Here is a 14,006-nt window from a genome sequence, read left to right on the forward strand (position 1 = left end):
CCGATACCCAATCTTCTGACTGGTCTTATGTCGCTCATAAGTGTTATGGAAGAGGCAGCTAAGGGCAGGCAAAAGGCATGGTGAGGTATGAGACGCGCTGCTGATGGGTTAGAGATTGGGGGCTCCAACTAAATAGGTGAAAAAATAGCCGATCCCTTATATGTAAGGAGATCGGCTATTTGTATTTGTTTCGTCTACGATATCGTTTCGTAAACTAATTTGAGAAAATTAGCGGCGATCTTTTCTGATTGGAGCAGATCCGTCTTGCTGCAATAAGCGGGTAAATGGCTTCGGAATGCCTGTATCGAATCGCATTGGCTTGCCTGAAGTTGGATGAGTGAATGCCAGGATGCGCGCATGCAGACCTAGTCGTCCCAATCCTCTTGATTTGGCGCCGTACTTCTTGTCACCTACGATCGGATGACCGAGATCCTCCATGTGAACGCGAATCTGATTTTTGCGCCCCGTTTCGAGATGAACCTCCAGCAGGGAGTAAGCGCTGTTGGCTTCCAGTGTTTTATAGTGCGTAACCGCATGCTGGCCATCGTTCTGATACGGACTGGAATACATTTTTAATGTTTTCATTTCCTTCAGCCAGGAGGAAATTGTACCTTCCGGCTGGCGAACCTTGCCTTCAACTAGCGCAACATAGGATCGTTCCTGTACGATTTCTTTCCAATTATTTTGCAGTTGCTGCTTGATGTCTTCCTTCTTAGCGAACATCATGACCCCGGACGTATCCCGATCGAGACGATGCACGACAAATATCCGGTTGCTCGGATGCTGCAAGCGAACATGCGTCGTTAGCTGGTGGTAGGCAGTCAACTCCTTCTCCTGCTCGGAGGCAATAGACAGCAGACCGGCTTCCTTGTTGATGACGATGATATCGTCGTCCTCATGCAGTATCGACAAACCTACAAATGGAGGAGCTTCAATGATTTTCTCCTTCGACAAGCTTACAACTTGTCCAGGCTGGAGTGGATGATTATAGGCAGTTACGGCTTGTCCGTTGACAGAGATTTGACCGCGGGCAAGTGTGGATTTGATGGAGTTTCGCCCCATATTTTCCACCGTATTTAATAAGAAGCTGAGCAATTCGGCCGGTTCCTGAACCGTATATTCGCGAGCCTTCGGCGGTGTATGATGGGTCGGTTTAGTTGGCTTAGTTGGTTTGACTGGTTTGGCGGATTGGTAAGCTTTCGCCGGCTGATTCTTCTGCGGGCCTTTTCTCGGTTTATGGTTCTCTCGCTTACGCATTCGTAAGACCTCCTTGATTGAGTGACAACTCTATACAGAACAGTGCGCTTCATAGATGGCGCTGATGGCGCGCTGTAGGACATGTTCTATGGAATGCTATCACTATAGCAGAAAGTTCGGGCAGATTCTATTCAGAATAGGCGAAACGGCGTACATATGGGCAGGTAACCGTGAAGTGGAAGCTATTACCTCATAGGAAAAGCTCATGTTATAATGAAGGACAGGAACAACGGGTTGCCGCAAGGGAACGGGGAAAAGGAGTCTACGCACATGTTTACAATGGACCAAGCGCGAAGCGCATTGCAGCGAGTATACGGCTACGATGGCTTCCGCGATGGACAACGGAAAATTATTGAACATCTTGCCGAAGGCAAAGACACGGTGGGGATTATGCCTACCGGCGGGGGAAAGTCAATTTGTTATCAGATTCCAGCGATGCTGCTGCCTGGGGTAACGCTGGTGATCTCGCCGCTTATTTCATTAATGAAGGATCAGGTGGATGCGCTGCACAGCTTGGGGGTTAAGGCTGGATTCATCAATAGCACGCTTGAGATGGGGGAAGCGGGCCGTCTCATGTGGCAGGCGCAGGAAGGACGCATTAAGCTGCTTTATGTAGCGCCGGAGCGGTTAGAGACAGAATGGTTCCGGGAACGCGCGAAATCCATTCCGATATCGATGGTAGCAGTAGACGAAGCCCACTGCGTCTCGCAATGGGGACATGATTTTCGTCCAAGCTATCGGACAATAGCGCCTTTCATTCAGGAACTTGTGCAGAGTGGCCGCGAGCGTCCGATTGTGGCGGCATTTACCGCAACCGCGACGCCGGAAGTAACGGAGGATCTTATTCATTCCTTAGAACTGCTGGAACCCGAACTTGTCGTTACGGGATTCAAGCGGGATAACTTGTCGTTTACGGTGCTTCGCGGCGAGGAGCGGAAGGCGTTCACGCTTGATTATGTCCGGCAGCGGTCGAGCGAATCAGGCATTATTTATGCGTCGACGCGGAAGGAAGTCGAGGACATCTATGACATGCTGAGACGTGCAGGAATAGCTGCTGGCCGCTATCATGCTGGACTCGAAGATGAGGAGCGGGCGAAGATGCAGGAAGCCTTCCTCTATGATGATGTGCGTGTCATTGCAGCGACGAACGCGTTCGGCATGGGCATCGACAAGTCCAACGTGCGGTACGTGCTGCATTACAACATGCCGAAGCATATGGAAGCCTACGTGCAGGAGGCAGGACGCGCGGGACGCGATGGGGAGCCGAGCGAATGCGTGCTATTGTTCCATCCGCAGGATATACTGACACAGAAGTTCTTCATCGAACAAAGCGAGGCGGCTCCAGAGCGGAAGGCGCATGAATATAAGAAGCTGCAAGTCATGATCGATTATTGCTACACGACCGGCTGCCTGCAGAATTATATGGTTCGCTATTTTGGAGAAGATGGAGAGCAGCCATGCGGCGTATGCGGAAACTGCAAGGACGAGCGTGAGTCGATTGATATCACGATTGAAGCGCAGAAGATCTTCTCCTGCATTTACCGGATGCGTGAGCGGTTCGGCGTATCTATGGTTGCTTCCGTACTGAAGGGATCGCGCAACAAGAAGGTCATGCAGTACGGATTTGAGAAGTTGTCTACGCATGGCGAAATGCGGCATTTGGCGGAGAAGGAAATTTCGGATCTCATCTATGTTCTTATAGCCGAGGGGTACTTGCAGCTTAGCGAAGGGCAGTATCCAGTCGTGCGGCTGCTGCCGCTGGCAGCGGATGTATTGAAGGGCAAGCGAACCGTTGAACAGCGGGTTGCGAAGTCGTTGAAACCGAAGGCTGGTACTGCCATTGATGAAACGATATTTGAGCAGCTGCGTCTCATTCGGCGCGAATTGGCAAGCCAGGCTGGAGTACCGCCTTACATTGTGTTTAATGACAGCACGCTGCGGGAATTGGCGGAGTTGCAGCCGACGACCGAAGCGGGCATGCTCCGTATTAAAGGGGTCGGGGAAGCGAAGCTGAAGCAGTTCGGCATGCCGTTCCTTGAATTTTTCCAGCAGCGGGAAGAAGAAGCAGGTCGCTACGATATGGAATAGATCTTGGGGCTAATGAAGATGAATGGTAAGAAGCGATGTAACGAGTGGCGTATATGGACATGCGAGGACAAATACAAGAGCAGATATGAAGATAGATTAGGAAGATAGGAAGTCTTGAAGAACGGACACAAACATTGATGCGATGAATAGCGTGTATAAGGAGCTGAGGCATGATGCACGAATTGAATCTGGAACGAATCAAAGATGAAGCAAGCATTCAGGACTTTATGAAACTCGATATACGTGTTGGAACGATTGTGGAGGCAGAACCGTTCGAGAAGGCACGCAAGCCCGCGATTAAGCTGTCAATCGATTTCGGGCCGCTCGGCACGAAGCGATCAAGTGCACAGATCACAGCTCGGTATACGCCGGACAAGCTGGTAGGAAGACAGGTTGTTGCTATCGTGAATTTCCCGCCGCGCCGTATCGCTGGCTTCGACTCTGAAGTGCTTGTATTGGGTGGTGTGCCTGGAGAAGGCGATGTTGTTTTACTAAATACTGACGAAATCATTCCGAACGGTACACCGATTGCATAAATGGATAGATCCGTATCACTACGATAAGGAGTATCTCTTGTAATGTAGCGGAGCCTTAATCTTGCTTAGGTTGATTTGAAAAACAGAGAAGAGGTACACGATGTTGGGTGATGATCAAGAGCTTGCGCACTTTTTAGTAGACGCGAAGCAGCGTACGTATGCTGCAGCGGACAATAACACATCTGTCCAACCGATATTACCTGGCTCCGTGCAGTTGGAATACCGCAGTGGAGACTACGTATATCGGGATATTTACTTTGGCTCTGCCTTTTTCGCAGGGCAAGAGATCGTCGAATACAAGAATCGTCCGATATGGTCGATGGTATATTCAGGTGGTACTGTCGTTTCTGATGCAGATACAGATGATACTCGATCGATTTATGGGTTTCTGCGGGAGGCGTTACGATTGGTGGATGCTGCATCGTTATTCCGTGGCCCTAGTCTATATAAGCGTGAACCTTATCAATACCAGAATGAGTTTGCAGGATCACTGCGTGAGTTTTCTGGCAAGGAGCTTATCTTCAAGGGAGATCATAGAGTTTACGAGTTGCACTATAGTGGCGGCATGATTCGATAATCCATTTTCGATTGCATTGACACAGAATAAAGCAAGCTGCCTGCAGCTTGCTTTTCTGTTCAAGGTGGTTTCTTGGATGCATGTCGAGATCTGCCTTTACTTTGGTTATAATGGTAGAGGCTGATCGAGCAGCTTGGTCACTTTAAGGTAGTGTCTGATGAGAGGAAGGTTTAGATGAAAGTCGTACTTGCAACATTAAATGCTAAATATATTCATACTTCGCTGGCAATACGCTGCTTGAAGGCGCATTGCGAAGGTGAGTTCGATGTCGACATTGCCGAATATACAATTAAGGATCCGGTGATGAATATCGTCTCGGATCTGTATCAGCGAGAGCCGGATGTGATCGGATTCTCCTGTTATATATGGAACATTGAGGAAACGATTAAGGTCGTCAACATGCTGCGCAAGGTGCGGCCGGAGATCCGCATCGTACTTGGCGGCCCCGAGGTGTCCTATGACACGAAGGAATGGATGGAGCGGCTGTCGGATGTTGACTTCATCGTTATGGGTGAGGGAGAAGAGACGCTGCTTCATTTGCTGCGGGAGATCGAAAGCGAAGGGAAGTATCATTTCGTATTCGGGGTGGCGTATCGTAACAAGCAGGGCGAGGTCGTTATCAATCCGCCACGGCCGAAGCTGGACTTGAATGAAATTCCATCCCCCCACCGCTTTGCGGAGGATATTCCGAGCCTCGGCAAGCGTGTTGTCTATTTCGAGACAAGCCGCGGCTGTCCGTTCAGCTGCCAATTTTGCTTATCCAGTATCGAGGTTGGCGTTCGCTATTTCGATATTGAACGCACGAAGGCGGACATCTTGTACTTGATCGACAATGGGGCGAAGCTCATTAAGTTCGTCGATCGGACGTTCAACATCAAGCGTGATTACGCAATGGAGATGTTCCAGTTCCTCATTGAGAACCATCGCGGCTGTGTATTCCAATTTGAGATCACGGCGGACATTATGCGCCCAGAGGTGCTTGATTACTTGGCTGAGCATGCACCACCCGGGGTATTCCGCTTTGAGATCGGCGTCCAATCGACGAACGATCCAACGAATGAGCTTGTGAAGCGGCGCCAGAACTTCACGAAGCTGACCCGAACCGTAATGAAGGTGAAGGACAGCGGCAAGATCGATCAGCACTTGGATCTGATTGCAGGGCTGCCGCTTGAGGATTACGATACATTCCGCAAGACATTCAACGATGTATTTGCACTGCGTCCGGAGGAATTGCAGCTCGGATTCTTGAAGATGCTGCGTGGTACAGGACTTCGTCTGGATGCTGAGAAGTACGGCTATGTCTTCATGGATCATGCACCATACGAAATGCTGTCGAATGATGCGCTTCCGTTCCGTGATGTCGTGCGATTGAAACGTTTGGAAGACGTACTGGAAAAGTACTGGAACGCACATCGCATGGATCGGACGATGGAGTATTTGATGCATATCGAATTCGACTCACCGTTTGATTTCTTCCAAGCATTCGGCGACTTCTGGGAAGCAAATGGCTGGCAGAAGATTGGACATCAATTAGAGGATTTGTTCGTAAGATTGCATGCCTTTTTAACCGCGCACGGACTCAAAAAGCCGCATGTGGCATTGGGGTTAATGAAGCTCGACTACTTCATGAACCATAAGTATAAGCCGCGCAAAGTATGGTGGAACAGACAGCTTCAGAAAGAGGAGGCTTCGCGCGTTCTGCAATGGGCGGCAGTACAGGCTGAGCTTGTGTCTGAGCAATTCGCAGCTCTAGGTCTTTCGGAGAAGGAGCTGCATAAGCACGCTGTTGTAGAGATGATCCCGCTAGAGGCAGTTGTTCGCAGCCGTTCACTCGGAATGTCCCAACATACGGAACATGGTTTCGAGACAACCGACGAGGGGTTAACAGATGAAGTGTACGGCATTTTCTTGTATCAGCAGACAGATGATGAAAAACCGTTGCTGTTTACGGTGAACCAATCCATGATGGTTATTGTTGAATAGGACTTTAGTAGCAATCTTAGGTATTAGGCCTAAGATTGCTTTTTTTATCTCTTCTCGTCTAGTCCTATCAGCAAAAATAAATAGGATGGGGTAGGATTTGGAAATGAAAAACATACCAAAAGTCTCAAGGAAATTACGGTTTGTCACTTTGTATAATCAAAATGTGGGCATATGTACTTATTTTCATACATTCCTTCTTCCGGTATAGTTTGTCGAGAGAAAAATAGAGAGATATTCTAGGAGGTAAAAGATTGTGATGAAATGGTTCAAAAAAACAGCCGTCATAATGGGGTGTGCTGCACTTCTTATGACAGGATCGATGCCTGCACATGCTGAGGGTACTGCGAACTACACTGTCGGGGCGGGACAGGCGGTAGAGCTTGATCAAGGCATTGCGACAGTGACCTTGAAAAAAGGAATGGAATACATAAATGGTACACAAACAAAAGTCTTGATTACGAAAAATGGAGGCAAGCCTTCCGGCTCCGAAATCGGTACGGTCATGCCAGAAGACGGCCGCTGGGTTTTGTATTTTAAGTATTCCGATTCGGGACATATCAAAGATAGCGATAAAAATGAGATCGATGCAGATGAACTGCTGCAGAGTTACAAAGACGGACAAGAAGAAGCAAATAAAGAAATGACCCCTGAAAATCATCTATTCGTGGATGGTTGGGACGTAGCACCTAAATATGATGAAACAGCACGTAGAGTTGTATGGTCGCTATTATTGCATGACAAAGACAATGCCTCAATGGTCAATTATAACGAGCGTATATTGACGCGAGAGGGTTATGTGTCGGCGATCTTGGTTTGTGATCCCAAAAAAGTAGAAGCATCGCGCAAGGAAATGAATGATCTGGTCTTGTCTACACTGAAAATCAAAGAAGGCAAGCGCTATGAGGATTTCAATGAATCGACGGATAAGGTCGCGGAGTATGGCTTGGCTGGACTTATCCTTGGCGGAGCGGGTGTTGCCGTTGCCAAAAAAGTTGGATTAATCGCATTGGCGCTCGGCTTGTTCAAAAAGTTCTGGATCGTTATCGTGGCTGTCATTGCTGGCTTGTGGAAGCTCTTAACAGGCAAGAAGCGCAACAAGGAGCAGGAAGAAGAGGACGTGCAATCTGCTGCAGGTGATGAACAATCAGCTTCTCAGCAATCCTCGCAGCAGCCTCCATCTCAACAGCCGCCAATGTCATAAATTCAAAATGAACAGGATCGTATCCTATATGGAAAGAGGCAGACTAGACAATGATGTCTATCTGCCTCTTTTTTCTACGTCTTTACAAGAAGCAGGATATCCTCATAAAGCTACATGTCTCTGCGGTTGAAATAAATAAGACCACTAAGTAGAAAGAGCAGGAATCCACCGACAATGACGAACAAAAGAGTGCCGAGCGAGACATTGAATGCCCCGTATTTCTCCACGCCGTTCATCGCGAGTGCAGGCTGTGCCCAAGGATACCAGGGGCCGTACTTTTCCGAATTGACGATGAGCATATTCGGCAGTGTCAGCATCACGTTAATAGCAAGCGGAGCCGCGAAGCTTGACCATGATACGGACACGAACAGCTGAAGCGCGGCAACAGGCAATGTAGCCAGCCAGCCATTGGAGAAGGCTCTCAGAAGTTCAGTCCAAGGGATAGGTGCTGTATATCCTTTTAATAAGCCGACAGCAATTGCACCTAGCAGGAACAGTACTTGTGTTAGTCCCAGCAGCAGTGTAACATGGGCGAATTTCGCCAAGTATAGGCTGGAGCGGGACACAGGCAAGGAAAGCATTTGTTTCCAACCGCCTCCCGCGTGCTCGTACCGGCATATAAATGCAGAGAACACGCCAGCCAACAGCGGTAAGAACAACATCGCGTGCGCGATTGACATCGTCGACCATAAATAGAGCCACTGGATTTCGGGCGGCTGCTGCTCAGAAATGAATAGGCCGACGAGCATGGCCAGCAGAGGACTGATCAGAGTAAGCAGTCCAATATGGGACTTGCCCAACTTTAAACGTTCAGATTGAAATAATCGCAGCCATGTTGCCACATCAATCCACATCCCTTCTAATGAAGTGAACAAGGCTGAACAGAAAGACGACGAAGCCGATCAAGATACCTGCGATGACGGAGTACTCTGGAATATTGGCTTCATTTACAAGCAGCGGCCACTTGTACGGCATCCAATCCGGCATTCTAATCGAATACACGGATACGATCGTGCCTAGAATTCCGCAAGTAAGTGGAATGGCTTGGTTGCTGATAACGGTAGATAACCATAGCTGCAGTGCGAGTATGGGCATAGCCGCTAAGAATGGATAGAAGCTGTTCTTGAGCAGCAGAGACCAAGGGATGTCCGCACCGAAGCCGAGAAGCAGACCGAGCAGAACTGATCCGACAGCAAGCAGCAGCGATGCAGTGAACATCATGAACAAGCTCAGAATATATTTGGATGAGAATACACTGAATCGAGACACGGGAAGGGCAAGCAGCTGCTTCCATGATCGCTGGCGATGCTCGATACTTGCGATCAAGGATGTCACGAGTGTAATGCCAAATAATAGGGCGAGAACCGCCAGTATTTTAATGTCGCTGAGTAGGCCGATCCATACTTGATCCTTCAGCTTCGATACGAGGTAGTCGTAGCGCAAGCTGTAATTGATCGCTTGAAGGCTGATGACGCCGACAGGACCTAGGACAATGAGCAGCCATATCCATGTATGGCGTATTTTCACAAAGTCAGATGACAGCAGCTTCCCGATCATCGATTGTTCCCCTCTCCAGTCATTGAGAGGAAGATCTCTTCCAGCGACTGCCGCTGTTCTTCTACTCGATACACGGACAGTTGGTTATGGACGAGCAGATCAACGAGGGAGGCGACCTGACTGTCTGGCATGTAGTTCATCAAGACGCATCCTTCCTGCTGCTCTACAGCATATCCAGATGCAGCGAGCAGATTCGCTGCCTTGACAGGATTCGAGACCGCGAATCGAATACGATGCTGCGCCTGATCCTGCAATACGCTGATGGAATCCTGAAAGACCATACGTCCATGCTGAATAATGCCTACGCGCGTAGCCATCTGTTCAATCTCACTCAATAGATGGCTGGATACAAGAACCGTAATGCCGTGCTGATGGGGAAGGCTCTTAATCAGCTCTCTAATTTCCAGAATACCAGAAGGATCAAGGCCATTGGTCGGCTCATCCAAGATGAGCAGCTCTGGACTGCCCAGCATAGCTGCGGCGATGCCAAGCCGCTGCTTCATGCCAAGCGAATACCCCTTAACTGGGCGATTGGCATCGTTTGTGAGACGAACGATGGCAAGCACTTCATCGATCCGCGACTTCGGCACATCGATAATTCTGCGTATGGCCTCTAGGTTGTCCCGTCCAGTCAGATGAGCATAGTACGATGGATATTCAACCAGAGATCCGACCTTGCGCAAGATTTCCAGCCGATGGGAGTGCAAGTTCTTGTTGAATATTTGAATGTTGCCCTTCGTAGGGCGAATGAGTCCAAGCAGCATGCGGATCGTCGTTGTCTTGCCTGCGCCGTTCGGGCCAAGGAAGCCGTATATATCGCCGCGTTTAATCGTAAGCCGAAGCTGATCGACTGCTCGGCGGTCGCTATATGTTTTCGTCAACCCTTCGGTTTGAATGATTGTTTCACTCAATGTATATCACCTCGTCAGTTAACGATACAGGTCGAAGGTTAAAACAAAGGCGGCTGCTTGTTTAAATTCTGTTTAAGAAAGGATCTGTTTAAAAAAGGAGAAGAAGAAGCCCATGAACATGATCGCGTCCATGGGTGTAATGGGGGGCGCTTATTCATACGGATACTTTAGACTTTCGGTAGTTCGGTTTTTCGAGTGGAAGTGATTAATTTCATTGAGTTCCCTTTAGTTTGTCCTTTAGTTTGTCCTTTAGTTTGATACGCTCATTGCCTTCATAGGCGATATGCTCATCCTTGTCCCTTCTGGGCTGCTCGTTACTTGCCATTGCAGCTGCATTTCTGCGGTCATCAACTCGACAATCGTCAGCCCAAGGCCAACGCCTCTACTTGCGGACGCAGCGCTCATACCAGGTCCGTGATCCTCAATCACAATTGCGGTCTTCTCTCCATGCGCATGAATCGCAATTCCAATATACCGGCCTTCTGCGGCATGGCGCACAATATTTTGAAATAAATTATCGAGGATGCGCGTCATCCACTGTGAATCGATCCTCCAAGTAACGGGCTGCTCCGCGAGCTCAATATGAATCTCAAAGCCTTCTTTCTCCCAAATCGGGTACCAGCTCGCCGCAGAAGTTCGGACAAGCCGCAGCATATCCGTTGCTTCCATCTTCAGCGAATACTTGTGAGCAGACAGCAGCGTGTACGCCAATAAATTATCAACAAGCTGTCCCAAATCATTGACTTTCTTATCGATAAGAACAAGCGACTGTTGACCTTGCTCAGACAATGGCTCTCGTTGGAGCGAGTGGGCATGTCCCCGAATCGTAGTTAGCGGTGTTCGAAGATCATGGGACAAATTAGCGATCAGTTCCTTGCGCAGCGTTTCTTCCTCTTGTTCCCGTTGCCGGCTAGAGGTGAGCTGCTTGATCATTTGGTTGAAGGTATGCTCCAATTGACCAATTTCATCCCACTTTGTTATCTCAATTGGCGAAGGCAAGCCATTGGCGTTATCGGGAACCATCGCCTTGCCTAACCGCACAAGCCGGCCCCGAAGTCTATAGAAGAACCACCAAGAGGCAACTGTAAACAGAACAAACACGAGGGCGATGATGATAAGAGCGTGTGTTGTGCTGTATCCCTGTCTATCCGATACCATCAAATTTCGAGCGATTTGCATAACCATGAATCCTTGCTTCGGATCCTGCCCGATAAAAGCTACGACGGTGAACGGATCTCCATCGTAGCTCTTCTTCATAAAGGTGATGGCGTCCCCAGCATTCCATTGTGCTGGCAGGCTGGGCTGTACAGGAAGCTGAAGGCGAGTAGTACCGCTGTTATCTACCCAGAATAATTTGGCCTCCGGGTACTCCTTCTTCAGCTCATGCAGTCTCTGATCAATCGCAGCCCGATCGGCTTGCTTGAATTGAACAGCTTCTTGGTGCCACCTCTCTTCCAACTTAGCCGCTACCGCATAACGATTCTCGACGGGTTCCTCTCCATTCTGCAAGAGAGATACATAATAGAGAATCGTAGAGGTTAATGGAAAAATAATCGGCCATATCATGAGCGCGACAAATACAAGCGTCAAATACCGGATCAGCAGTGATTTGCGCAGTGGAATACGGGAATTCATAGCTTCACCCGATATCCGATGCCGCGAATCGTTTCAATAATTTCCGGCTGGCCTGGATCGTTCTCGATTTTCTCCCGCAGATGCCGAATATGAACCATGAGTGTCTTGTCGCCCTCCATGTAGGGTTCGCCCCAGACGCTCTCATAAATTTGTTCTTTCGTTAAGATCTGATTGGCATGACGCAGCATGAAGGCAAATATATGGTGCTGTTTGCCGGTAAGTGTGATTTCTTCTCCGGTCAAGGTATGCACAATGTGATTGTCATGCAAGGATATGCGCAGATGCTTCAACTCGATGGAAGCAGGGGACTGCTTCTCGAAGCGCCGCAGCAGTACTTCCACTCTTGCAGCGAGTTCATCCGGATGGAAGGGCTTCGTTACATAGTCATCGGCAAATTGCAGCCCCTGAAGCTTGTCGTCAATAGACGTGCGGGCTGACAGCAGCAAGATGGGCGTGCTCGGATATTCGCGTTTCAGACGCTGTCCCACCGTAAATCCGTCCAATCCGGGAAGCATCACATCAAGTATGATCAGATCGCTATCAGGTGCATGCACCAGTGCATGCTCGCCGGACAGCAGCCACATTACCTGATAGCCTTTATCTTGCAAATAACTGCTGGTCCATGTTCCGATTTCTTTGTCATCTTCTATGTATAATAGCCGTTGACTCATTATGAACGATCTCTCCCTATCGTGTCTTCGTGTCATTGAACATTATAGCTCAAATGAAACCAGAGATAGAGAAAGAATGCAATAGTTGTACGATAGCCGTGTAGTACATCCTAGATTACATCAGCCCTCGCTACTAGTACCGAATAGGAGACAGGCCGAATCTACTTCTGCTGCATGGCCGCTTGACTATTGATCGCTTGCGGGCTGTGAAGCAGGCTGCGGAAGATGAACATTGATGCTGTATAGCACAGCATCGTAACAACTACGATGGAAGCAAACCCCGCGATGCGTGCATAGAGAACACCAGCCAGAACGGATCCAAGCATCGTTGCGAAATACATCGTGCTGTTCGCCAGCGCGGATACGGTTCCACGTGCATTCGGCTGATCCTTCTGAAGAGTTCCCATTAAGAGAGGGAACAGCATGCCGCCGCACAAGGCGATCAGCGCATAAGCGATACTAATGAATGCAATAAGATGGCTGGTCATGACGATCACATACATCGCAATCATGCCAAGGAGTGAATATGTAACAGTTCGCCGAATGCCGAGCGTGCGTTCCACCCTCGAGACGAGAAGACTGCCGAATAAATTTCCGATCCCAAAGCCAAGGATGAATAGTCCCGTTTGCTGTACAGTAAGAGAAAAGTCATCAGCGAGCCAATTCCCCAGATAGGAGAAGGTAGAAAAAGTACCTAGCTGATATAAAAAATATCCGAGAAAAGCAAAGGTGGTGCTGCGGCGCGAGAAAAGAGCGCGATATTGTCGTCCAAGAGAGCTCAGCGAACTTCGTTGTTTCGTCGCTGGTGGGATAGAAGGGAGCTTTAGCGCCAATATGATGGTAATGAGCAGCGCAGTTACTCCGATGGCATAGAAGGGCAGTCTATAACTGCTCGCGGCAAGCAGGCTGCCAAGAGGTACGCCGAGACATTGCGAGACGGCTAAGCCAGCAGTTGCGGCGCCCATCGCTTTGACGATCTTGTGCGGTGCTACTAATTGAGGGATGGATGCCCATATTTGCGGCGAGGCGATTGCCGCGCTTATTCCCGCCAAGGCGCGGTAGGCGAATAAGAGGGTGAAGCTTGTTGTTGAACCGCACAGTGCTGTGAACAGGGAGAATCCCAGCATCCCTCCGAGGAGACAAGACTTGCGATCCAGTCTGTCGGATAGCGGTCCGGCGATTAGGGCGAAAAGGGCGTATCCGAGTGCATAAGCAGAAATAAGCCATCCTGATTGTTCGACAGAGATATGCAGAACTTCTCGTAGTGTTGGCAGCATAGGAGATACGATAAAGGTATCTGTACCGATGATGAACATCGTGGCAAAGAATAAAGACATAATAGGACGGAATGATGATGCGGCATGCGGTTGATTCATCGTGTTGCTCATTGTAACTGGCCTCCTGTAATAAATACACGATCTCATGCGGCAATGATGGACACAAGGGATCGTTCTTAATCGAGATGATTCATAGGTTACAAATGATAGTGAATATAGGTAAGATTCACTGAATATGAAGGTGCGCACCTTTGTTCAATAGTTCGAGTGTAATCGAACTATTGAATGATGTCAATCATTTCGGTACAATAAT

At 48.8% G+C, this 14,006-nt stretch carries 12 protein-coding genes; 5 read left to right on the forward strand and 7 right to left on the reverse strand.

From position 1 onward, the window contains the following. Positions 1 to 228: 228 nt before the first annotated feature. A complete protein-coding gene (locus RQP50_RS02575) occupies positions 229 to 1,257 on the reverse strand; it encodes an RluA family pseudouridine synthase (protein WP_315743027.1) in 1,029 nt (342 codons plus the stop codon). Between the two features lie 270 nt (positions 1,258 to 1,527). On the opposite strand from RQP50_RS02575, the gene recQ reads away from it, so the two are divergent. From recQ to RQP50_RS02600, 5 genes are all read left to right on the forward strand, one after another. Beyond that, positions 1,528 to 3,345 (forward strand): DNA helicase RecQ, encoded by a 1,818-nt coding sequence (gene recQ / locus RQP50_RS02580; protein WP_315743029.1) that lies wholly within the window; start codon positions 1,528 to 1,530, stop codon positions 3,343 to 3,345. A 173-nt stretch (positions 3,346 to 3,518) separates the two neighbouring features. Continuing rightward, positions 3,519 to 3,881: a chaperone CsaA gene (gene csaA / locus RQP50_RS02585; protein WP_315744541.1), complete on the forward strand. Its 363-nt coding sequence runs from the start codon at positions 3,519 to 3,521 to the stop codon at positions 3,879 to 3,881. A gap of 100 nt (positions 3,882 to 3,981) precedes the next feature. Then, the gene (locus RQP50_RS02590; protein ID WP_315743031.1) at positions 3,982 to 4,458 is read left to right on the forward strand and encodes a DUF5680 domain-containing protein; all 477 of its coding nucleotides are present in this window, start codon (positions 3,982 to 3,984) and stop codon (positions 4,456 to 4,458) included. A gap of 174 nt (positions 4,459 to 4,632) precedes the next feature. Beyond that, the gene (locus RQP50_RS02595) at positions 4,633 to 6,441 is read left to right on the forward strand and encodes a B12-binding domain-containing radical SAM protein (protein WP_315743033.1); all 1,809 of its coding nucleotides are present in this window, start codon (positions 4,633 to 4,635) and stop codon (positions 6,439 to 6,441) included. Positions 6,442 to 6,697: 256 nt separating this feature from the next. Next, complete coding sequence (locus RQP50_RS02600; protein WP_315744542.1) at positions 6,698 to 7,642, forward strand: DUF2167 domain-containing protein; 945 nt, start codon at positions 6,698 to 6,700, stop codon at positions 7,640 to 7,642. Positions 7,643 to 7,752: 110 nt separating this feature from the next. On the opposite strand, the gene RQP50_RS02605 is transcribed toward RQP50_RS02600, so the two are convergent. The 6 genes from RQP50_RS02605 to RQP50_RS02630 form a co-directional block, all read right to left on the reverse strand. Continuing rightward, complete coding sequence (locus RQP50_RS02605; protein ID WP_185929432.1) at positions 7,753 to 8,484, reverse strand: ABC transporter permease; 732 nt, start codon at positions 8,482 to 8,484, stop codon at positions 7,753 to 7,755. 1 nt (position 8,485) lies between these two features. Next, positions 8,486 to 9,199, reverse strand: coding sequence for an ABC transporter permease (locus RQP50_RS02610; RefSeq protein WP_072727254.1), 714 nt, complete (start codon positions 9,197 to 9,199; stop codon positions 8,486 to 8,488). Beyond that, the gene (locus tag RQP50_RS02615) at positions 9,196 to 10,110 is read right to left on the reverse strand and encodes an ABC transporter ATP-binding protein (RefSeq protein ID WP_315743039.1); all 915 of its coding nucleotides are present in this window, start codon (positions 10,108 to 10,110) and stop codon (positions 9,196 to 9,198) included. Before RQP50_RS02615 ends, RQP50_RS02610 begins: the two co-directional genes overlap by 4 nt. Positions 10,111 to 10,359: 249 nt before the next feature. After that, the gene (locus tag RQP50_RS02620; protein WP_315743041.1) at positions 10,360 to 11,745 is read right to left on the reverse strand and encodes a sensor histidine kinase; all 1,386 of its coding nucleotides are present in this window, start codon (positions 11,743 to 11,745) and stop codon (positions 10,360 to 10,362) included. Beyond that, positions 11,742 to 12,416: a response regulator transcription factor gene (locus RQP50_RS02625; RefSeq protein ID WP_268623739.1), complete on the reverse strand. Its 675-nt coding sequence runs from the start codon at positions 12,414 to 12,416 to the stop codon at positions 11,742 to 11,744. Before RQP50_RS02625 ends, RQP50_RS02620 begins: the two co-directional genes overlap by 4 nt. A gap of 161 nt (positions 12,417 to 12,577) precedes the next feature. Then, positions 12,578 to 13,804 (reverse strand): MFS transporter, encoded by a 1,227-nt coding sequence (locus tag RQP50_RS02630; protein WP_315743042.1) that lies wholly within the window; start codon positions 13,802 to 13,804, stop codon positions 12,578 to 12,580. Positions 13,805 to 14,006 lie beyond the last annotated feature (202 nt).

The sequence above is a fragment of the Paenibacillus suaedae genome, from assembly GCF_032337355.1.
GTDB lineage: Bacteria > Bacillota > Bacilli > Paenibacillales > Paenibacillaceae > Paenibacillus_B > Paenibacillus_B suaedae.